The sequence below is a fragment of the Streptomyces sp. NPDC002845 genome (assembly GCF_053591955.1).
Genome location: NZ_JBSFUU010000036.1, coordinates 47,772 through 68,506, shown reverse-complemented (window position 1 = coordinate 68,506; position 20,735 = coordinate 47,772). Strand labels below are relative to the sequence as shown.

The 20,735-nt window shown below is 71.3% G+C and carries 19 protein-coding genes; 13 read left to right on the top strand and 6 right to left on the bottom strand.

All coding sequences use genetic code 11. The annotated features are described in order from the left end of the window. Nucleotides 1–68 precede the first annotated feature (68 nt). Both ACWD3C_RS25685 and ACWD3C_RS25680 read left to right on the top strand, forming a co-directional pair. Entirely contained in the window at nucleotides 69–704 is a 636-nt protein-coding gene (locus ACWD3C_RS25685; RefSeq protein WP_451147733.1) for an HAD family acid phosphatase, read from the top strand. Nucleotides 705–766: 62 nt separating this feature from the next. After that, nucleotides 767–1,153, top strand: coding sequence for a PPOX class F420-dependent oxidoreductase (locus ACWD3C_RS25680; protein WP_451147731.1), 387 nt, complete (start codon nucleotides 767–769; stop codon nucleotides 1,151–1,153). Nucleotides 1,154–1,483: 330 nt separating this feature from the next. Here ACWD3C_RS25680 and ACWD3C_RS25675 read toward each other — a convergent pair whose 3' ends face one another. Further along, complete coding sequence (locus ACWD3C_RS25675; RefSeq protein ID WP_451147729.1) at nucleotides 1,484–2,176, bottom strand: response regulator; 693 nt, start codon at nucleotides 2,174–2,176, stop codon at nucleotides 1,484–1,486. A gap of 238 nt (nucleotides 2,177–2,414) precedes the next feature. Here ACWD3C_RS25675 and ACWD3C_RS25670 point away from each other — a divergent pair, with 238 nt between their 5' ends. Continuing rightward, nucleotides 2,415–3,131 (top strand): peptidoglycan-binding domain-containing protein, encoded by a 717-nt coding sequence (locus ACWD3C_RS25670; protein WP_451147727.1) that lies wholly within the window; start codon nucleotides 2,415–2,417, stop codon nucleotides 3,129–3,131. A gap of 132 nt (nucleotides 3,132–3,263) precedes the next feature. Here the strand turns inward: ACWD3C_RS25670 and ACWD3C_RS25665 are convergent, their stop codons facing one another. Both ACWD3C_RS25665 and ACWD3C_RS25660 read right to left on the bottom strand, forming a co-directional pair. Continuing rightward, nucleotides 3,264–5,174, bottom strand: coding sequence for a phosphatase PAP2 family protein (locus ACWD3C_RS25665; RefSeq protein WP_451147725.1), 1,911 nt, complete (start codon nucleotides 5,172–5,174; stop codon nucleotides 3,264–3,266). Between the two features lie 121 nt (nucleotides 5,175–5,295). Continuing rightward, nucleotides 5,296–6,210, bottom strand: coding sequence for an N-acetylglucosamine kinase (locus ACWD3C_RS25660; protein WP_451147723.1), 915 nt, complete (start codon nucleotides 6,208–6,210; stop codon nucleotides 5,296–5,298). 300 nt (nucleotides 6,211–6,510) lie between these two features. Between ACWD3C_RS25660 and ACWD3C_RS25655 the strand changes: the two genes are divergently transcribed. The 6 genes from ACWD3C_RS25655 (at nucleotide 6,511) to ACWD3C_RS25630 (ending at nucleotide 14,781) form a co-directional block, all read left to right on the top strand. Next, the gene (locus ACWD3C_RS25655; protein ID WP_451147721.1) at nucleotides 6,511–7,629 is read left to right on the top strand and encodes an ROK family protein; all 1,119 of its coding nucleotides are present in this window, start codon (nucleotides 6,511–6,513) and stop codon (nucleotides 7,627–7,629) included. 276 nt (nucleotides 7,630–7,905) lie between these two features. Beyond that, on the top strand, nucleotides 7,906–9,228 hold the full coding sequence (locus tag ACWD3C_RS25650) for an extracellular solute-binding protein (RefSeq protein WP_451147719.1): 1,323 nt from the start codon (nucleotides 7,906–7,908) through the stop codon (nucleotides 9,226–9,228). Between the two features lie 121 nt (nucleotides 9,229–9,349). Beyond that, the gene (locus ACWD3C_RS25645; protein ID WP_451147717.1) at nucleotides 9,350–10,261 is read left to right on the top strand and encodes a carbohydrate ABC transporter permease; all 912 of its coding nucleotides are present in this window, start codon (nucleotides 9,350–9,352) and stop codon (nucleotides 10,259–10,261) included. After that, a complete protein-coding gene (locus tag ACWD3C_RS25640) occupies nucleotides 10,258–11,157 on the top strand; it encodes a carbohydrate ABC transporter permease (RefSeq protein WP_451147715.1) in 900 nt (299 codons plus the stop codon). Before ACWD3C_RS25645 ends, ACWD3C_RS25640 begins: the two co-directional genes overlap by 4 nt. A gap of 2 nt (nucleotides 11,158–11,159) precedes the next feature. Next, nucleotides 11,160–12,878, top strand: a complete 1,719-nt coding sequence (locus ACWD3C_RS25635) for a hypothetical protein (RefSeq protein ID WP_451147713.1) — start codon at nucleotides 11,160–11,162, stop codon at nucleotides 12,876–12,878. A 49-nt stretch (nucleotides 12,879–12,927) separates the two neighbouring features. Beyond that, nucleotides 12,928–14,781 (top strand): hypothetical protein, encoded by a 1,854-nt coding sequence (locus ACWD3C_RS25630; RefSeq protein ID WP_451147711.1) that lies wholly within the window; start codon nucleotides 12,928–12,930, stop codon nucleotides 14,779–14,781. Nucleotides 14,782–14,790: 9 nt separating this feature from the next. On the opposite strand, the gene ACWD3C_RS25625 is transcribed toward ACWD3C_RS25630, so the two are convergent. Together ACWD3C_RS25625 and ACWD3C_RS25620 are read right to left on the bottom strand one after the other, a co-directional pair. Further along, entirely contained in the window at nucleotides 14,791–15,501 is a 711-nt protein-coding gene (locus tag ACWD3C_RS25625; protein WP_451147709.1) for a nucleoside/nucleotide kinase family protein, read from the bottom strand. A gap of 35 nt (nucleotides 15,502–15,536) precedes the next feature. Then, nucleotides 15,537–15,719, bottom strand: a complete 183-nt coding sequence (locus ACWD3C_RS25620; RefSeq protein WP_451147707.1) for a hypothetical protein — start codon at nucleotides 15,717–15,719, stop codon at nucleotides 15,537–15,539. On the opposite strand from ACWD3C_RS25620, the gene ACWD3C_RS25615 reads away from it, so the two are divergent. Continuing rightward, the gene (locus tag ACWD3C_RS25615; protein WP_451147705.1) at nucleotides 15,718–15,897 is read left to right on the top strand and encodes a hypothetical protein; all 180 of its coding nucleotides are present in this window, start codon (nucleotides 15,718–15,720) and stop codon (nucleotides 15,895–15,897) included. The genes ACWD3C_RS25620 and ACWD3C_RS25615 overlap by 2 nt on opposite strands. 311 nt (nucleotides 15,898–16,208) lie before the next feature. Here the strand turns inward: ACWD3C_RS25615 and ACWD3C_RS25610 are convergent, their stop codons facing one another. Continuing rightward, nucleotides 16,209–17,237: a LacI family DNA-binding transcriptional regulator gene (locus ACWD3C_RS25610; RefSeq protein WP_451147703.1), complete on the bottom strand. Its 1,029-nt coding sequence runs from the start codon at nucleotides 17,235–17,237 to the stop codon at nucleotides 16,209–16,211. A 313-nt stretch (nucleotides 17,238–17,550) separates the two neighbouring features. Here ACWD3C_RS25610 and ACWD3C_RS25605 point away from each other — a divergent pair, with 313 nt between their 5' ends. Genes ACWD3C_RS25605 through ACWD3C_RS25595 form a run of 3 tightly spaced genes read left to right on the top strand, consistent with a single transcriptional unit; the run spans nucleotide 17,551 to nucleotide 20,691 of the window. After that, nucleotides 17,551–18,867 carry an ABC transporter substrate-binding protein gene (locus ACWD3C_RS25605; protein WP_451147701.1) on the top strand — a complete coding sequence of 439 codons (1,317 nt, stop codon included), beginning with the start codon at nucleotides 17,551–17,553 and terminating at the stop codon, nucleotides 18,865–18,867. Between the two features lie 10 nt (nucleotides 18,868–18,877). Next, complete coding sequence (locus ACWD3C_RS25600) at nucleotides 18,878–19,840, top strand: carbohydrate ABC transporter permease (RefSeq protein WP_451147699.1); 963 nt, start codon at nucleotides 18,878–18,880, stop codon at nucleotides 19,838–19,840. 29 nt (nucleotides 19,841–19,869) lie between these two features. Then, complete coding sequence (locus ACWD3C_RS25595; protein ID WP_451147801.1) at nucleotides 19,870–20,691, top strand: carbohydrate ABC transporter permease; 822 nt, start codon at nucleotides 19,870–19,872, stop codon at nucleotides 20,689–20,691. Nucleotides 20,692–20,735 lie beyond the last annotated feature (44 nt).

The window sequence follows — 20,735 nt, the reverse complement described above, 5'->3', positions numbered from 1 at the left end:
GGCATGACCATGACGATTCGCGGCGATGGCAGACCACCTCGCCGCTTCGACATGCGAAGGGGACGAACATGACGACAAGCGGTGCGGGACGCCGGATCGTGACCGTCGCGGCGGTGGCGGCGCTGGGCCTCGGAGGGACGGTGACCGCCGCGGTTCCGGCGACGGCGGCGCCGACACGGGCCGCGCTGACCGCGGCGGCCGCGGAGAAGGCCGACTACGCGACCTGGCAGAAGGACGTCAAGGCCGTGACAGACCAGGCGACGCCGTACATCACGCAGCGCACTGCGAACGCTGCCGGGCAGCGGCTCGCCATCGTCTTCGACATCGACAACACCACGCTGGAGACGGACTACACCCCCTGGTACCAGCTGCCGACCCCGGCCCTGAAGCCGTCCCTGGAGCTGGCCACGTACGCCAAGTCCCGTGGCGTGGACGTCTTCTTCGTCACCGCCCGCCCGGGCATCATCCACAGCCTCACCCAGTGGAACCTGAAGACCGTCGGCTACCCGATGGACGGCCTGTACGTCCGTGACCTGCCCGACCTGTTCGACGAGGTCGCCCACTACAAGACCGGCGCGCGGGCGGACATCGAGTCCAAGGGCTACACGATCATCGCCAACGTCGGCAACAACACCACCGACCTGGTCGGCGGCCACGCCGAGCGCACGTTCAAGCTGCCCGACTACGACGGCCAGCTCTCCTGAGGACGCCGTCCGGGCGCCGGGCCGCCGCGTTTTGCCGGCGGCCCGGCGCCTAGACTCCCGCCATGGCCGACACCTCGCTGGACGCGCTCGCCGCGGGCAAGTACCTGCTCCTCACCAGCTATCGCAAGAACGGCACCCCCGTCCCGACTCCCGTATGGGTCGTCCGGGACGGCGACACGCTCGGCGTCTGGACGGCCGGCGACTCCTGGAAGGTCAGGCGCATCCGCAACCGCGGCGATGTCCTCGTGGGCCCCTGCGACGCCCGCGGCAACCCGACCGGCGACTCCGTCCCCGCCACCGCCGAACTCCTCGACGCCGCCACCACCGCCCGCTACCGGGACCTCATCGCCCGCAAGTACGGCATCCTCGGCCGCCTCACCCTCCTCGGCAGCCGCCTGCGCCGCGGCACGGACGGCACGGTGGGCATCCGCGTCTCACTGACGACGTGACGACCTGACGGCGGGGCGGGGTGCCGCACGTTCGCCGACCGGCCGACAGGAGCCCGCACGAACGGAGCGGGCGTGTGGGCGCGCGCTCGTCCAGCAGTCCCGCACCGCGCAGGCCGGTCCCACGGCCGCGCCGGTACGGCGACCCCGAACGCCTCGGCGTCGCGCCGTACTTCCTCCGCCGAGCGCATGCCGACCACGACACCCGCGAGGAGGGGGCGCAACAGCGGGAGATCCATCGCCGCCTGCCGATGCGTCAGTCGAAGCGTGCGTCCGCCGGAGAGCGGTTCGTGGAAAGGCGGCCCAACGAACCGCCGCCTGCGCGCGAGCCCGTTACGACGGGTCGCCCGCGTGGCCCGTCTGCCAGGCCCAGGCGGCGATCTCGACGCGGTTCCGGGCGGCGAGCTTGAGCTGGATGCTCGCGAGGTGCGTCTTCACGGTGGAGAGGGAGACGTACATGGACGCGGCGATCTCGGCGTTCGTGCGGCCGAGGGCCACCAGGCGTACGACGTCCAGCTCGCGGTCGGTGAGCGGCTCCTGCGGGCGCTCCGGCGTGGGAGCGGGGGCGGACTCGGCCGGCTCGGGAGTCGACGTGACGTGCTTGAGCAGCCGGACCGTGACCGACGGCGACACCAGGGAGTCGCCCACCGCGGCGGCCCGCACTGCCTCGGCCAGCAGGGTCGGCCCGGAGTCCTTGAGCAGGAAGCCGCAGGCACCGCCGCGCAGCGCCCCGTACACGTACTCGTCGAGGTCGAAGGTGGTGACCACGACCACCCGCATCGGATCGGCGACCCCCGGCCCGGCCAGCAACCGGGTGGCCTCCAGGCCGTCCAGCTTGGGCATACGGATGTCCAGCAGACACACATCCGGCCGTACCTCGCGGGCCAGCCGCACGGCCGTCTCCCCGTCGGCCGCCTCGGCGACGACGGTGATGTCGGGCTGCGCGTCGAGGAAGAAGCGGAAGCCGGTGCGGACCATGTCCTGGTCGTCCGCGATCAGCACGCGGATCGGATGGCGGTCGGTCATGGTCGCATCATGCCTCAAGGTGTCCGAAGAGTGTCTGCGGAGGTGAAGGTGCGGGAGGGAGGGACGTGTCCCGGCCCTCGGCCCTCGCCCCCCGGCCCGGGGTCGGTCGGGATCCCGCGCCCGCTCCGCCGTCACCCTGCTCCCCGCCGCGCATGGCTCGCGCTGAACTTCCGGGCCCGCGTGCCCGTATCACTTCCCAGGGGATGGCGGGAGACCGCGTGCACGGAAGGAGAGCAGTGTGTCGACACCGCCCGAGCCCGGGCAGAGGGCGAAGCGTCCTGTGCTCGAACCCACGTACGTCGTACGCCGCCGCCGGACGGAGGCGCTGGCGCAACTGGTCCGGGAGATGGAGCGGGACAAGGACGAAGCCGATCCGGACGAGGGGTACGAGTCCGTCCAGGTGGCGCCCGAGAGGATCCTGCCCCCGCCGGAGGAGTACGAGACGCAGCAGCTGCCGCCCGTCCCGGGCGGTGAGGACTACGCCAGTGACGCGCTCCCGGGCGACGGACGCCGGGCCGGGCGACGGGCGACGCGGCGTGGCAACGGTCCGGTCCTGCGCCGGGCCGCGATCGCAGTCGCCGTGGGCGCGGCGGCCCTGATCGGCTTCGGCTTCGCGCTGCTGGTGCCCGGCGGCGACACGGAGAAGGAGGCCCGCGCCACCACCCCGTCCCCGCCCACGACGGCGCCCGCGGCGCCTCCCCCCGCCCGGGCCGCCGACCCGGACGGCCCCGGCACCCTCCGCGAGGGCGACACGGGGCCGCAGGTCACGGAACTGCAGCAGCGCCTGCTGGAGATCCCGAACGTCTACGAGAACGGCTCCACCGACGGCCGGTACGACTCCACCCTCACCGAAGCCGTCGCCCGCTTCCAGCTCTGGTACGGCATCCGAGGCGACGAGACGGGGGTCTACGGCAACGACACCCGCCTCGACCTGGAGTCCCGCACGACGCCGTAGAGGGCCTTTCGCACTCCGGGGGCATCACAGGGGCGCGGGGCGGTGACACTGTGCGGCTCCGCCGCGTGGGCGCGACCAGCCACAACCGGCCCGCAGCCGCCGTCCCACCGAACCGACCGAGCTCTCAGGCGCTCACCGCCGAGTCAGCCGTACCGACACCCCCCGCGCCGTGCAGACCTGCTCGGCCTTCCAGCCCTCGGCGGCAACGGTGATCTCGGCGAAGCGCCCCCGAAGGGAGCGTGCCCCGATGACCGCCACCGTGCTGCCGGAGCGCGGCGCCTGGCGGGGGTCGAACCGGAGGACCAGCGAGCTGCCCCGCCGGAGGACCGCGCGACCGTCCACCTTGAGGGCGGGATCGGTGCCACGGTCGAGCGTGACGTCGAGGACGCCGGCCTGCGCGTACCCGCCGCGCACCCGCACCGTGTTGTCGCCCGTGCTCAGCGTGCCGCCCGCCACGTGGACGTCACCGCGGCCGAGCGCCTCCTTCGAGGCGGCCACCAGCACACCCGCCTCCACGGTGGTGCCGCCCGTGTACCGGTTGGCGCCGGTCAGCGTCAGCGAGCCGGTGCCGCGCTTGACCAGCCCGCCCGAGCCCGAGATGTCGTTGCGCCAGGTGTCGGCCGCGCTGAAGCCGCCGTCGGCCGCGTCCATCGTGACGCGCACGTCCGTGTCGAAGGCGCCGTACGCGTCGGCCGCGGCGAAGAGGTTGAGCCGGCCCCACTGCTCCCAGCCGTCCAGCAGGACGTATCCGGAGGGCAGAGCCGTCGTGCGGAGCACCTCGCGCCGCTGGGCCGCGTCCAGATAGGGCAGCCGCGTCTCCAGCAGGACTTCGGCGCCCTTGGGCACGGTCATCGGCACGGAACGGCCCCGCCGGGACAGGATGTACGTCTGCTTCGGCGCGACCAGGCGGGCGTTGGCGGCCCGGTCGGCGTACGGGTCGCTGTCCGGGCCGGCCGAGTGGGCGTAGTCGTACAGCGTGTCCGCCGTCGTACCGGTCCGCGCCAGGAAGTACGACCGGGCCTGCTCCCGGGCGGCGGCCTTCAGTTCGGCGTTCTTGGGGTCGGCGAGCGCGGCGGCGGCCAGGGCCGTGGCCATGACACGGCCGCCGATGACGTCGACCGGGGAGTGCATGCCCGAGACGATCCGGTAGTGGCTGGAGTCGAAGGCGCGGGTCACCATCTCCTGGAAGCGTTCCGGTACGGCGTACGCGTAGGCCAGAGCCGCCAGGTGGAGGGCGTTGGTGTGCCCGCTGGGGAAGCCGCCGTCCCTGTCCGGGTCATCGCCGCGCTGCCGCAGCAGCTGCGGGGCGACGATCACATCGGACTCGTACACCGGGAACCCGAACTCGTCGGTCTCACCGGTGTCGACGGCCTCGCTGTTCTCGTTCAGCCGCCAGGGTCGCGGGTACTGGTAGGAGAACTTGGACGGGTTGCTCGACGCGAACGGTCCGCGCACGGTGTTGACGAGCTGTGCCACCAGGCCGAGTTCGGAGGTGGTCGACCCGGCGCCGGTCGCGGACCCCTCGGGAGCGTCGGCGGGGAGGGAGTCGCTGATCTTGGCCGGCGGGGTGCCGTCCGGGGCGGTGGTGATCGACGTGACCGCCTTGGCGCCCGACTTGTACAGCTCGGCGAGCGGGCCGAGGCCGGCGATCACCGAGTAACTCTGGTGCTGGCGGTCGGTGATGAACGCCTCGCGTGCCTGCGCGTCGGTGCGCCGGGCGGTGATGCGCGCGCAGTAGCGCATGTTGGCGCGCAGGATCTCGGGCATGAGCGGGATGCCCGTGTTCCAGGCGTCCCCCGTCTTCCATATGCGCGCGAAGCCGCCGAGGGCGCGGACCACCGCGTTCGTCTCGGGGGTGAGGTTGGCCGTGGTGTTGGTCGTGTAGTCGTCGACGAAGGCGGCGAACGCCGTGGCGGCCTTGGCCTCGGGCGCCTGCCACCAGGTCGCGACGGTCGGAGCGGCGAGGAGGCCCGCCGAGGCACCGAGAGAGTTTCTGAGGAAGACACGCCGGTTGAGCGCGTTGTGCCCGGCTGATGACGGCATACGGATGCCGCTCCTTTCACAGGGAATCACAGGGAAGGGGTCTTCGGATCTTTCGGATCTTCGGGCTGACACTGAAGTCGACGGGTGACCGGTTCATGACCAGTCGGCGACCGGCCGGTGATCAGCCGGTGACCGGTCGAAGGAGAGATTGTGCAAGTGCCAACGCCCCGTCGACCGGCGGCACTTGCAGGGGCCGCGGCCGCGCGGACGGCAGGGCGTCGGCGAGCGAGGCGGTGAACGCGGTGTACAGGGAGGGCTGGGCCAGGACCGTACTGCCCGCGACCACGACGTCGTCGACGGCGACACCGCGGCCGGCGAGCCGTACGACGAGCGACGCGAGCGCGCGGCCCCCGTCGGCGATCACCTCGCGGGCGAGCCGGGAGCCGTCGTCGGCGGCGGCGAACACGACGGGTGCGTGCCGCCCCCACTCGGCCGAGACACCGGTGACGCTCTCCAACGCCGCGCCCAGCGCCGGGACTTCGGCGACCTCGAACGCGTCGAGGAGCCGGCGGGCGAGCACGTCGGGGGCCTCGCCCCGGTCGTGCGCGGCCCAGACGGCCCGGGCGGCCTCGCGGACCAGCCCGGCGGACCCGCCCTCGTCGCCGAGAACGGCGCCCCAGCCGCCGACCTGCACCGGGGTGCCGTCGGCGAGCCGCCCCACCGCGACCGAGCCGGTACCGGCGACGAGGCCGACGCCCTTGTCCAACCCGGCGGCGGGCACGAGGAGTTCGGCGTCCCCGACGACAAGGCAGGGAACGCCGAGAAGGGCGTGCAGCTCCGATCGGATCCCCTCGCACTGGCGAGACGTCTCACAGGCGTGCCCGCCGACGGCCACCGCGGCGGGACTCGTGCCCCGGGGCAACGCCTCACCGATCAGCGCGGCCAGCCACGCGGCGGCGGCCACGGGGTCGTGCGGCCGCCAGCCGGTGCTCGTGCACACGTGATCGGCGACGGAGTTCGTTCCCGCGCGGGCGCGGAGATGTGTCTTGGTGCCGCCCACGTCGATGCCGAGGGAGACGGGCACGGAGTCCTGCACGGATCCTCTTTCGTCGTCGCGCGGTGAGTGCGATGCACAGCGAACGGCGGGCGAACCGTGCCTGGGCAGGCGGGAGCCGATGCCCCGCCGCGGCGCCGCGGAGCGGCGTGGACGTCGCGCGGCGAGCGGCGGTGAGGTGGTCGGGAAGCCCCGGGACGGGCCTCTGGCGAGTGCGGCAGGCGAGTACCGCGATGACTTCGTTAGGAAGTTTACTAACGAAGTAGGGTGCGTCAAGAGGCACGGAACCCCGATGCCGTACGACCCTTGCGACAGGCCCCTGTGGCACGACTGAGGGAGAGCATGAACCTGAGCGAGAGTGCCCGCGCGGTGTTCGCCGTCCTGGCCGCGGTGGGCACCGCCACCCGCCCCCAGCTGGCGGCCGGCGCGGGCCTGTCCAAGCCGACCGTCTCCTCCGCCGTGGCCGAACTGGAGGCCGCCGGGCTCGCCGCCCACTCCGGCACCGCTTCCGGCGGCACCGGCCGTTCCGCCGCCGTCTACCGTCTCGGACCGGCCGCCGGTGCCGTGCTCGCCGTCGACCTCGGGCCCGCCCGCACCCAGGTGCGGGGCTGCGCCCTGGACGGCACCCTGCTCGCCGAGGGCACCGGCTCCCGGGCGGACGCCGCCGACGTCGTACGCAAGGCCCTGGACGCGCTGCCCGTCGGCGCTCCCCTGCGCGCCATCGTCGTCGCCGTGGGCGATGTCACCGCACAGGAGGAGGGCACCGGTATGCGCCCCGCGACCGCCAAGGCGGGACCCGTCTTCGACGCCGTGGCCGTCGCACTGCCGCAGGGTGTTCCCGTCCACCTGGAGAACAACGTCAACTGCGCCGCGCTCGCCGAGCTGCACGAGGGGGCCGCCCGTGGTCGCCTCACCTTCGGCTATCTGCGGATCGGCGTGGGTATCGGCCTCGGCATCGTGGTCTCGGGCCAGGTGCTGCGCGGAGCGAACGGCGCCGCCGGAGAGGTGGCCCGGCTGCCCTACCCGTGGGACGAGGGCCGCGAACCGCGCCACGAGGCCCTGGAGGAGCGCATCGGCTCACGCTCCCTCCTGCGGCGGGTCACCGAGGCCTGGCAGGACGGCGACGGCCCGTGCCCCCGCACCACCGAGCGGCTCTTCGCCCTCGCGGGGGAGGGCCACGCCACGGCCCGCACCTTGGTCGGCCTGCATGCCGCCGATGTGGGCCGGCTCGCCGCGGCCGTGGCCGCCGTGCTGGACCCGGGGCTGATCGTGCTGGGCGGCGCCACCGGCGCGGACCCGCAGCTCCTGCCCGGTGTACGCGCCGAACTGGCCCGGCTGAGCTGGCCCACCGAGGTGGTCAGCAGCACGGTCGGCGACAGCGGTACCGTAGCGGGCGCGAGCCGGCTCGCGGTCGCCCACGGAATCCAAACCGTGACCGGTGGGGCGCGAGAGAAGCATTGACGGGTCACCCGGAGGTCTGCCAATGTCCGGACAAGCGCTTTCTGAGCCGGCCGGGACGCCGGCTTGGAGCGAGCGTCCCGCCCGTACTCGACGTACGGCAACCGCACGAGGGCGTGCCCGTGCGGTGACGGCCAGGACGGCCGGGGATCCTCGCCCGTCAGGATGACGCGGCCGGGCGAGGCCGCGCCCCCGGAAAGCGACCTTTCCTGCAAAATGCACCCGTGCCGCCTCGGTCGGCGCCGTGCTCCGTCCCCTGCGACGAAAAAGGGATCGAAGATGATCAATGTAGGTGTGCGGCGCTCCCGCCGACTCGGCCGCGGCGGTATACGCCGCCTGGTTCCCCTCGCTGCCGTGGCCACGGCAGGTGCCCTGCTGCTCTCCGCCTGCGGGTCGGGCTCCGAGTCGGGCGGGACCTCCAAGTCGCTGACGTTCTGGATCTCCACGGTTCCGGGGCAGGACGCGGGCTGGAAGAAGATGGTGGCGCAGTACAAGAAGGAAGCCGGCGTCGACGTCAAGCTCGTCAACATCCCCTACGACGGCTACGACGCGAAGCTGCGCAACGCCGCGCAGGCGAACTCCCTGCCCGACGTGGCGGCAGTGCCGAAGCTGGACCCCATCTGGTCGAACAAGCTGATCGACCTCAGCTCGATCGCCAACAACAAGAGCAACAGGATCAACGCCAACTTTGTCGCCAAGGACTCGTCCGGGAAGGTGCTGTCCATCCCCTCGGACGTCACCGCGTCCGGCCTGTTCATCAACAAGTCGCTCTTCGAGAAGGCCGGCGTCTCCTACCCGACCTCGCCCGAGAAGACCTGGACCTGGACCGAGTTCATCAAGGCGGCGGACGAGGTCCGGGAGAAGGCCGGCGCCAAGTACTCCCTGACGTTCGACCAGTCGCCCTCCCGGCTCCGCGCCATGGTGTACGAGATGGGCGGCAAGTACGTCCACGCGGACTCCTCCGGCAAGTTCTCGGCGGACGCGGCGACCAAGAAGGCCGTGAACTACTTCGTCGGACTGAACGACGACAAGACCATGCCGAAGTCGGTGTGGACCAGCGGCGCCGACCCGTCGGCCATGTTCCAGAGCGGTGACGTGGTCGCCTACTGGTCTGGCGTGTGGCAGGTCGCCTCCTTCGCGGAGAGCATCACAAAGTTCGAGTGGGCGAGCGTCCCGACTCCCGCCCAGCCGGTGCAGGCCAGTGACGTCAACAGCGGCGGCATGACGGTGGGCTTCAACAACAACGCCGACGCGGCCACCGCCGCGGAGAAGTTCCTGTCCTGGCTGTACGAGCCGGCCCACTACCAGGAGCTGTGTGAGGCGTCCGGGTTCCTGCCGGTCGAGAGCGGTCTGAACCCGGAGTACCCCTTCAAGTCCGAGGCGGCGCAGGCGGCGTTCAAGCTGTACAACGAGTCGATCCCGCTCTACGACCCGATCTCCGGCTACTTCAACAGCGCGCAGACGAACTGGGTGCTCAAGGGCAAGAGCCTCACCGAGGACCCGACCAAGACGGAGCTCGGCAAGGCGATCAACGGCCAGCAGTCGGCCGACGAGGCCCTGGAGAACATCGTGGCCGGCTACAACCAGCAGGTCGGCGGCTGAGCGTGGGCCCGAGGCCGGGCGGCGGTGTTCTCGACCCCGCCGCCCGGCCTCGGGCCCCCACGTGATGCCGGGCTCATGGCCTGAGCCCAGGAACCTATTTCACCAGCACGGAGTCAGGAAGATGACAAAACGCGCCTCGGACGTGTCCGTGAGCCCGCCCAGGAGACGCAGTAAGTACACCCTTGCGCCGCTCGTCCTCATCGCGGCCAATGTCGTGCTCTTCGCGCTGTTCTTCGCCTGGCCGGCGGTGATCGGGCTCGTCTACTCCTTCACGAACTACACGGGCGTAGGGGCGTTCCAGTTCGTCGGACTGGACAACTACCAGAACCTGGCTGGGGACTCCACCTTCTACGGCGCGCTGACCCGGACGCTGCTGTACACCGTGCTCTTCGTTCCGCTGAACTTCGTGCTCTCGCTGCTCATCGCCAACGTGCTGGTGGGCAAGCACGCCAAGGGTGTGTCGGTCGCCCGCGTCTTCTTCTTCATCCCGTGGCTGCTGTCGCCCATCGTCGTGGGTGTCCTGTGGCGGTGGCTGTTCGGTGAGAACTTCGGACTGGTCAACTACGTCATCGAGAAGTTCGGCGGAAGCGCGGTTCCGTGGCAGTCAAACGCGGACCTGTCGCTGATGGTGGTGGTCGTGGCGGCGTCCTGGGCCTGGACGGGCTTCTCGATGCTGCTGTTCATCGCGGCGATCAAGAACGTACCGGTGTCCTACTACGAGGCGGCCTCGCTCGACGGCGCCGGTCCGTGGCGCCAGTTCATCAGCATCACACTGCCGAGCATCGCGCCGACTTCCTTCATTGTCATCCTGCTCAACACGATCCACGCGATGAAGGAATACCCGCTGTTCGCCTCCCTCAACAACGGCGGACCCGGAACGTCGAACAACCTGCTTGTCCAGTACATCTACCAGACCGGCTTCAAATCGGGCCAGATCGGCTACGCGAGCGCCGCGTCGTTCGTGCTCATGCTCATCCTGATGGCCGTCGCGATCATCCAGCTGATCGTCAACCGGCGGGTGGAGAACCGATGACAACCACAGACATGCCACGCCCGGTCGACGCCGAGCCCGGACGGGCCGTTCCCAAGAAGCGGCCCCGCGGCGCGGCCGGCGGTGGGCTTCGGCGCGCGGTGCCCGCGACGACACTGCTGTGGGTCCTGGCGGCCATCTACGGGTTTCCGGTGCTGTGGTTCGTCCTCAGCTCCTTCAAACCGGCGGGAGACTTGTTCACCTCGCTGTCGCTGTTTCCGAGCGACCCCACCCTGTCGGGCTACCAGGCAGCGTGGGACGGCGCCAACTTCTCCCAGTACTTCATCAACACGGCCATCGTGTGTGTGATCGCGACGATCCTCACGGTGGGAGTCAGCTGCTGCACGGGGTACGCGCTGGCCAAGTACGACAACAAGTGGCTCAAGGTGTTCTTCATCTGCGTCCTGGCCACGACGATGCTGCCGTCCGAGGTCATGCTCGCCCCGCAGTTCCTGGTGGTCCGCGACCTGGGCCTCTACAACTCGCTCGCCGGCATCATCTTCCCGGCCCTGCTCACCGCGACCGGGTGCTTCATGTTCCGCCAGTTCTTCCTGACGGTCCCCGACGAGCTCATCGAGGCCGCCCGCATCGACGGGGCGCGTGAGCTGTCGATCTTTCTGAGGATCATGGTGCCGGTCTCCCGGCCCATCATGCTGACGCTCGCCATCCTGTCGTTCCAGTGGCGGTGGAACGACTACATCTGGCCGCTGCTGATGCTCAACGACCCCGAGAAGTTCACCGTGCAGATCGGCATCCAGAGCCTCGTCGGCGCGCAGAACATCAACTGGTCGGTGGTGCTCGGCGGATCGGTCATCTCCATGATTCCGCTGATCGTCGTCTTCCTGGTGTTCCAGCGTTACGTCATGAACGCCGACATCAACGCCGGACTGAAGGACTGACCTTGCCCACCCCGCTCGACCACGAGTTCGTCCGCGCGGCGGCCCGCGCCGCCGACCGGCCGGCCGCCCCGCTGGCGGCCGACCCCGGCGAGGAACCCGCCGGTGTGCCCCACCGCGCTCTGGCCCGCCGGGTGAAGACCCTGGTCGCGGCGTACCGTTCCACGGACTCGGCACTGCACGGCAGCGGGCAGGCCGTCGCCGCCGCGATGACCCACCTGCGCGCCCTGCGGGCCGTGCAGACCACCACCGGCCTCTTCGCCGGCGGCGACAACGTGCAGTCACCGCCGGACTCCGCGTTCACCGTCAACGACGTGTGCGACGCGCACGTCCTCGCCGCCGGCGCGGGGCCGGAACTGCGCGACGTCACGGCCGCGCTCGCCGAGATCGCCGACGCCGCCACCGGCAGTCTCCTGACCGGTGGGGTGCACACCCCGAACCATCGCTGGGAGCTGTGCGCGGCGCTCACCCGGCTGCACCGGTCGTTCCCGGACGACCGGCTGCTCGACCGCGTGGAGGAGTGGCTCGCCGAGGGCGTCGACATCGACGCGGAGGGCCTGTACTCGGAACGAAGCGCCAACTATGCGGCCCATGTGTCCAACCCATCGCTGCTCCTGCTGGCCGACGTGCTCGGCCGCGCCGACCTGCTGGACGCCGTCGAACACAACCTCGCCACCACCCTGGACCTCATCAGGCCGGACGGCACGGTGGAGACCGTGCACTCGCGACGGCAGGACCAGAACCGCCCGTTCCCGCTGGCGCCCTACCTGCCGCACTACCGGCTGCTCGCGATCCGCACCGGCCGGGGCGACTTCAGCCGGGCGGCGCGGCTGGCGGCCGTCGGCGGCATCGACGACGCCGACCTGCTCGCCCAGACCCTCCTCACCCCGGCCCTGTGCCGCGCCCTGCCGGCCCCGGCCGCGGAGACACTTCCGCGCGACCGGTACATCACCACCGCACGCCTCGCCGCACACGCCTCGGCCGACGTGCACACGGTGGTGTACGGCGGCTCCGACGTGCCCGAGCACCGGCGCATCCGCTCGGGCCTCGCCTGCAATCCCACCTTCCTGCGCCTGTTCGCCGGCGACGCCGTCCTGGACGCGGTCCGTCTGACGCGGGGGTTCTTCGACCTGGGCCCGTTCCGCGCCGCCGGCATGCAACAGCTCGCCGACAACCGGTACCGGCTCACCGAGACCCTCACGGCCGCCTACTACCAGCCGCTCCCGACCGACCGGAGGCGCGACGACGGCGGCTACCGGCTGGTGGACGAGGGACGCTTCTCGGCCGCGATGGCCTTCCCGGACCGGCCTCGGGACGAGGTCTCCCACACGACCCGCGTCGAGGTGGACCTGCGGGAGGACGGCGCGGACCTGCGGATCGACATCAGCGGACCACGGGTGCCCTGGGCCCTCGAACTGACCTTCCGGCCTGGTGGCGTGCCAGAGGGCGCCGTACCGATCGGCGACGGACGCTGGTGCCTGACGACCGAACCGATGACCTACCGGGTCGGCGACGACGAGATCCGGGTCGAGGCCGGCGTCGAGGCAGGCGAACCGCCGGCCGGGCCGGACCGGAGCGACGTACTGCGGTACGACCCGGGTCAGGACTACACCGTGGTGGGCGGCACCGATGCGACGACCGGGAACCGTGTCTACATCGGTGGACTCGGCCCGCACACACTGACCGTCGCACTGCGTGCCCGCCGGCCCGCACCTGTCGTGTGACCCGGACGACCCACGCCATGGCGACCTCCGGCCTGAAGGGCTGATCCCCGTGCACCGCACGCCCCCTCCCGTACACCTCACGCACCAGCGCGGCCCGCTGCACGACCTGCCGGACAGCCCGCAGGCATACGACGCCGTCCTCGCGGACGTCGTCGAGCAGGCCCTTGCGCGCCTGACGCCCGAGGGCAACCTCGAACACCCCGACTGCGTCGACGACATCGGTGACACCTCCCTCGGCATCACCTCCCTGCTCGCGCTCGGCTGGCAGCGCACCAAGGACCCGCGGCTGCCGACGGCCATCCACCGCAGCACCCAGTTCCATCTGCGCCGGCGGGTCTTCACCGAGGACAATCCCGGCTATCCCAACCTGAAGATCCGCGGCTCCGGCCTGCCGTACGCCCGTTACGTGCCGGCACCGGGCGCCCACCCCATCGGCGACTGGCCGAGCACGGTGTGGGCGCTGCTGCAACTCGTCAACGTCGTCGAGGCGGCCGAGAACATCCTCGACGACGAACTTCGCTGGGAGCTCATCGAGCTGGGACACGGCTACTGGCACTGGCTGACCGAGGCGACCTTCTTCAACCCGCAGGAAGCCGGCAACCAGGCCATCGGCTGCGTCGTGGGCGGCCTCATGCTGGCCCGCCACCTGCCGTACGCCGAGGCCGAGACGGTCCGCTCCCGCGCGCTCGGCCTCTACGCCGACGAGATCCGCGCCCACCGCGTACGCGACCGGGGCGCGCTGCTGCCCCCGGAGCACGGCGGCGCGTACGACAACAACTACGGCCCGATCTCCCTGTCCTTCCTCGCCCAGGCCCACCGCGTCAGCGGCGAGCAGGTCTTCGCCGAGGACGGCCAGGCGCTGGCCCGCTACCTCGACGCCCGCCTGACCAACAGCGGCTTCGACGTCGGCGGCCCCCGCTACAGCGAACAGCACTCCGGCTTCGAGTCCGTCCTCGGCCTGCGCTACTTCGGCCACCGCATCGGCGCCGACCTCGGCCGCTACCGCGGCGACACCCGCTGGGGCCGGCACGCGGTCGCGGCGGACGGCGGCATCGACGGCCACTTCGCGTTCATGCTGGTCTGGCAGATCCAGGACACGACCCCCTGGCACCGCACACCGTCGGGGGAACCGGTCCGCCACCAGTTGCGCGCGGGCACGGTCTCGGTCGCCTTCGACGACCGGATGACGCCGTCACTGGTGGAGGCGGCCGGCACGTATCTGCTGCCCGCCGCCGTCAACCGCCAGCACGGGTTCGGCCCCGTCACGGACGGCTTCCTGCTCAGCCGCCCCATGGGCGAGGTCCGGGTCCGGGACGTCCAGGCCGACGGCCTGACCGCCAAGCTCGTCACCAAGCCCGTCGTCACCCGCGACCACGTCCTGCGGCACGTCCGGTCCCTGTACGTCACCGACGGCACCCGGCTGTGGATGACGGTCGCCGTCGAACGGCTCGACGGCACGCCGTACCTGCTCGCCGGACTGCCGTATGTGACGGACGACGAAGGGCGCCTGCGCAGGGTCGCCGAGGCCGACGTGACCTCCGCAGGTCCCCTGCGCCTGACCCACCCGTCGGCCGGGGGCGCCGAGTTCTTCGACGCCCGTTCGGAGACGACCCAGGAGCAGGCGGCCTTCGCCCTCGCGGCCGACCCGCGCGGCTACGGCAACCCCGACGAGGGCTGGCGGTACGTCGTGGCGTCCACGGCCTACGAGGCGGAACCGGCGCCGGGCGCCCCGGAGGACCTGAACATCTTCGCCGTGCGCTACGGGGCGGGCGGCGGTTTCGCCCCCGCCTTCGAGCGCGTGCCGGAAGGCCTGACCGTCCGGACCGAGGCGTTCACCGCGGTGATCGGAGGCATGGCGGGTGACGCCGCGGGGGAGCCGGTGCTGACACTGCGGGGGGTCTGAGCGGCGAGCTCATCCCGGCAGCACGGCGCCGGGCACGACGAGGTCGGCCAGGTCCCGGGTCGCGGCCACCAGTTGGGCATTGCGCCGGTCGGAGCCCATGACCCAGGCCACGGCCTCCTCGTGCCCCTTGCCGAACTCCTCGTGGCGGGCGACGAGACGCCGTACGCGCTCCTCCTCGTCGATCTCGCAGAACCACACCTCGTCGACCAGGGACCGCACACGGGCCCAGGCGCCGTCGTCCAGGAGCAGGTAGTTCCCCTCGGTGACGACGAGCCGGGCCGTGCGCGGCACCGGGATCGCGCCCGCGATCGGCTGCTCCAGGGTGCGTTCGAAGCCCGGGGCGTAGACCACGTCGTCCGCGTCGACTCCTTCATCCCCCTCATCCCCTTCGTCCCGCAGCCTGCGCAGCAGCGCCGCGTAGCCGGCCGCGTCGAACGTGTCGGGCGCCCCCTTGCGGTCACGGCGCCCGAGGCGCTCCAACTCGACGTCCGCGAGGTGGAACCCGTCCATCGGCACATGCGCCACCCACGGTTCCCCGTCGCCGTTCAGCGCCCGGACCAGGTGCTCGGCCAGCGTCGTCTTGCCCGCCCCGGGGCTGCCCGCGATGCCGAGGAGGGCGCGGTGGCCGGGACGTACCAGTGACGCGGCCCGCCGCACCAGGCCGGCGAACGTCAGGGTGCGTACCAGGCGAGTCTGCTGGATCTCCGGGCCGAGTGTCATGCCGAGACCGTAAGGCTTTGGGGGCAGGGCGCGCATCAGCCGGGGTACCGGCCCAGCGGTGCCCTCGGCAGGAGCTCCGCGTCCGTCAGGCCCAGCAGCCGGGCCGCGTTGCCCAGGAGCCAGTCGTGGGTGACGGTGTCGCCGAGGCCGAGGTCGGCGACCTCCTGGACCAGGGTGCGGGCGGGGACGGAGTGGACCCAGGTCGCCGTGCCGAACATGACCTTGCGTAGCGCGTTCACCATCCCGGTACCCGTGGAGGCCGGCCGCGCCGTCCTCGCCATGTGCCAGGCGGTCGCCCAGTGGTACCGCCCCGACGGCCCCCTCCCGCCCCACGAGATCGCCCACCGCTACGTCACCATCGCCCTGGCGACGGTGGGCCACCGCGGGCGTCCCTGACACCGAGGCAAGCACCTGCCGGACGTGGACGGGATGACCGTGGAACCGGCCGGGGCGCCGGTGGTCGCGCACTCCGGCAAGCGGGACGCCGCCGCGACCCGGACCCGTGAGCGTATGTGCGGCCACCGTCCACGCCGGCTCGGAGCAGCCCCCGTGCCACCCGGCGTCGGCGGAAGACCGGCCGACCGGTGCGGTGCCAGCGGGACCGAGGCCTCCGCGGAACCCGTCGGCAGCGGGGCCCGGACCGGCAGGGTGACGACAAGGGTTCTGCCGTCCGCCCGGCCGCCGAGTCCGGTCGTCGGCCATGGCGTTCAGGACAGCGGCGCCGTGGACCCCCTGATCACCATCCGGCAGGGCAGGGCCTCGACCCCCGAGCGCCGCGCCCCGGCGATCGCCGTGAACAAGGCGTGCGCGGCCGCGCGGCCGACCTGTTCGAGGTTCATGTCGACGCTGGTCAGCGGCGGGCGGGAGGCGGAGGTCAGGACCTGCCAGTTGTCGAAGCCCATGACCGCCACGTCCTCCGGCACCCGGTGGCCGCGCTCGCGCAGGACGTCCATGACGCCCCGGGCGATCTGATCGCTGCCGCACAGGACGGCGTCCACGTCCGGGTGCTGGTCGAGCAGCATCGCGGTGGCCGCGCGCCCCCAGCCCTCCGACCACGCCCCGAAGCGCGGTTCACCGACCAGGGCCAGGCCGGCGTCGGCGAGCGCGGCCCGAGCGCCGTCCGCCCGCTCCCGCGCCGCGGCGTACCCGGGGTCGCCGGTGATGTGCGCGATCCGGGTACGGCCGCACGCGAGCAGATGGTCCACGGCGATCCGGCCGGCGCCGACACTGTCGGGGACGATGGACAGATCCTCCGGATCCTCCGACGGCGCGTACGCGTAGACGACGGGAACGGACAGTTCGCGACCGAGGGACGGGCGCGGATCGGTCCGGCTGCCCACCACGATGAGGCCGTCCACCCGGCGGCCGAGCAGCGCGCGTACATGGTGCTGCTCGCGGATCGCGTCACCACGGGCGTCGCAGAGGAACACCGCGACCTCGCCCGCTCCGAACGCGTCCTCGGCGCCCATGAGGATCGGAATGCTGAACCGGCCCTCCAGGTCGCTGGTGAGCAGACCGACAGTACCCGTCCGCCCGGCCAGCAGGCCACGGGCCAGCTGGTTGGGCCGGAACGACAGCCGCTCGGCCGCTTCGATCACCCGCTGTCTCGTCTCCGCGCGCACCTGACTGCGGCCGTTGAGTGCCTTGGACGCCGTGGCGATGGACACGCCCGCGAGCCGGGCGACATCGCTGAGCGTGGCGGGATGCGAACGAGAGGGGCCGGTGGCCCGTGCCATGGGTGTTCTCCTGTCTCGCGTCGCGTGCCGACGCCGTTGAGGGTGGCATGCCGCGCGTAGAACCGTACGCGAAAAGTTTCGGACAAGGCGCTGTCGCAAGTTTCGGTGATCCTCCAAAATCCTTGCGTCCCAAGGGGATTGACGGGCAGTGAGTCGAGTCCTAGCTTCGCAGAAAGCCTTTTCGGCCCGTTTTTGTCGGAGAACTCGCGGAGTTCACGGAGTTCGCGGAGTTCGCGGAGTTCAGTGCCACCGCATCCATCGTCCCGACCGGCAGGCCTGCCCACGGTCCGCCGCCACACAAGGGGGATCGACCATGGGGAGCACGGCCGGACCACTTGGACGCTTACGCCGCCTCGCCACCGGCGCCGTCGCGCTGCTCGCCGCCGCGAGTCTGGTCACGGCATGCGGCTCGGGGGAGGGCGCCTCGGGCGACGGCGGAGGAGGCGGAACGGCGGACGCCACGGGGGTCGACGACGGCACCACGCTCACGATGTGGACGCGTGCCGCGACCCGGCCGCAGAGCGAGGCCCTTGTCGAGGCGTACAACGCGAGCCACGAGAACAAGGTCGAACTCACCGTCGTCCCCACCGACGACTACCAGGCCAAGGTCGGCGCCGCCGCAGGCTCCCGCGACCTCCCCGACCTGTTCGCCTCCGACGTCGTCTTCGTCCCGAACTACACCTCCAGCGGCCTCTTCGCCGACATCACCGAACGCGTCGACGCCCTGCCCTTCGCCGAGCACCTGGCCCAGTCGCACATCAAGGCCGGTACGTACGAGGACCGGAAGTACGTCGTGCCGCACACCCTCGACCTGTCGGTGCTCTTCTACAACAAGGAGCTCTACCGGCGGGCGAAGCTCGACCCGGAGCAACCGCCCGCCAGCCTGCGCGAGTGGGACCGGCACGCCCGGGCCGTGGACGCGCTGGGCGGGAACGTCAGCGGCACCTTCTTCGGCGGCAACTGCGGTGGCTGCGGCGTCTTCACCTGGTGGCCGTCCATCTGGGCCGCGGGCGAGGACGTACTGAACGAGGAGGGAACCGAGGCGCTGCTCTCCTCCAGTACCGCGCAGAAGGTCTACGAGACCTACCGCGGATGGGTGGAGGACGACATCGTGGCCCCCGGCGCACGCGACGAGACGGGCACGACCTGGACCGGCGTCTTCCCGAAGGGCGAGGTCGGCGTGATGCCCATGCCGTCGACCACGCTCGGGCTGATGCCCAAGGACCTCGACCTCGGCGTCGCGCCCATCCCCGGACCCGACGGCGGCAGGTCCACCTTCGTCGGCGGTGACGCCATCGGCATCTCCGCCACCAGCGAGTCGGCCGACCAGGCCTGGAACTTCCTCGCCTGGTCACTGGGCGACAAGGCACAGGTCGATGTCGTCGCCGCGCACAAGGACGTGGTGGCGCGCACCGATCTCGCTTCCAACAAGCACTCCGACGCGGACCCGAGGCTCGTGACGATCAACGAACTCGTGGCCGACGGGCACACCCCGTACGCGCTGAAGTTCGGCCAGACCTTCAACGACCCCAACGGGCCCTGGCTGACCCTGATGCGCAACGCCGTCTTCGGCGACGGGGCGTCCGTCGAGAAGGACAACGACGCGGTCAGTGCCTCGCTCGCCGACTGACAGGAGAGCCATGCAGGTGAAGGCGCCCGACCGAGCGGCAGCCGAGCCCCGGGTCCGGCCGGAACACCCGACGCGCCGACCCCGTACGTTCAAGCCCCTGTGGCGCTCCCGCAAGGTCCAGGGGCTCGGCTACGCCGCCCCCACGGCCGTATTCGTCGCGGTCTTCTTCCTGCTGCCCCTGCTGCTCGTCGGGCAGATGTCGCTCAGCGACTGGCCCCTGCTCATGGGAGACCAGGGCGTCAACGCCCCCGAGAACTACACCGACGTCACCGACAGCCCCCTGTTCTGGCCCGCGATCCGCTTCACCCTCCTCTACACCGTGATCGTCACGGTCGTACTCCTCGGACTGGCCCTCCTCCTCGCGCTGCTGGTGCAGGAGTCCCGCCCCGGCGCGGGCCTCTTCCGCACGGTCTACTTCCTGCCCGGCGCCCTCGGACTGGCCTCCGCCTCCCTGCTGTTCTGGGGCCTGTACAGCCCCACCACCGGCCCGCTCAGCCGCATCCTGGAAAACCTGGGCCTCGTCGACGAGCCGGTGTCCTTCCTCGGCACGCCGACCGCCGCCCTGCTGTCGACGGTCTTCCTCATCGTCTGGAAGTTCGCCGGCTTCTACATGCTCATCCTGCTCGTGGGTCTCCAGCGCATCCCCCACGAGGTGTACGAGGCGGCGCGGATGGACGGCGCGAGCCGCGGCCAGATCTTCCGCTCCATCACGCTGCCGCTGCTGCGGCCGTCCCTCGCCCTGTCCCTGCTGCTCTGTGTGACCGGGTCGCTGCTCGCCTTCGACCAGTTCTTCATCCTCACCAAGGGCGGACCGGACAACAGCACCGTCACCGTGGTCCAGTTGATCTACCGCGAGGCCTTCCAGCGGCTCGACCTCGGTACCGCGGCGGCCCTCTCGATCATCGTGCTGGCCGCGCTGCTCCTGCTCAACGTCGTGCAGTTCCGCGGTCTGCGCCGCGCCGACGAGTCATGACGCCCACCTTCCGGAGAAGGGACCCCACGGTGCTCACCCGCGCCCTCGGCCGGACGCCCCACTACGTCGTCGCCGGAGGTCTGGCCGTCATCTTCCTCTTCCCCCTGCTGTGGAACGCCTGGGCCTCGGTCAGCGCACAGCCGGGCACCGCACAGGAATCGGGCTACGGCCTCGGCAACTACCGCACGCTCCTCGACTACGACGCGGGCCTGTGGCAGTACCTCCTCAACAGCACCGTCGTCTCGGCCCTGACCGTCGCCCTGACCCTCGGTGTGTCACTGCTGGGCGGCTACGCCTTCGCCCGCTTCGACTTCCCCGGCAAGAACCTGCTGTTCCTGCTGACCCTGGCCATCCTCATGGTCCCGTACGCCACGCTCCTCATCCCGCTCTACGTGCTGCTCGGGAGGCTCCATCTGCAGAACTCGCTGGTCGGGCTGAGCCTGGTCCTGGCCATGTTCCAGCTGCCGTTCGCCACCTTCATGATGCGGATCTCCTTCGAGGCCGTGCCACGCGAACTGGAGGAGTCGGCGCTCGTCGACGGCTGCGGCACGGCGGGCGCACTGCGCCGGGTCCTCCTCCCGGCGGTGCGACCGGGCCTGATCACCGTCGGGCTCTTCGCCTTCCTCGCGGCCTGGAACGACTTCATCGCGCCGCTGATCCTCATCTCCGACAGCGAGAAGGCGCCGCTGCCGCTGGCCGTCGCGAATCTGCGGCAGCAGAGCATGGGCGCCGTCGACTACGGCGCCACCGAGGCGGGCGTGGTGGTCCTCGCCGTGCCCTGCCTCCTGCTCTTCCTGCTGCTGCAACGGCACTACGTACGGGGCTTCATGTCGGGCGCGCTCAAGGGCTGAGGCACCGGACCACACAGACGGACAACCGAAGGGACGAGCCGAAG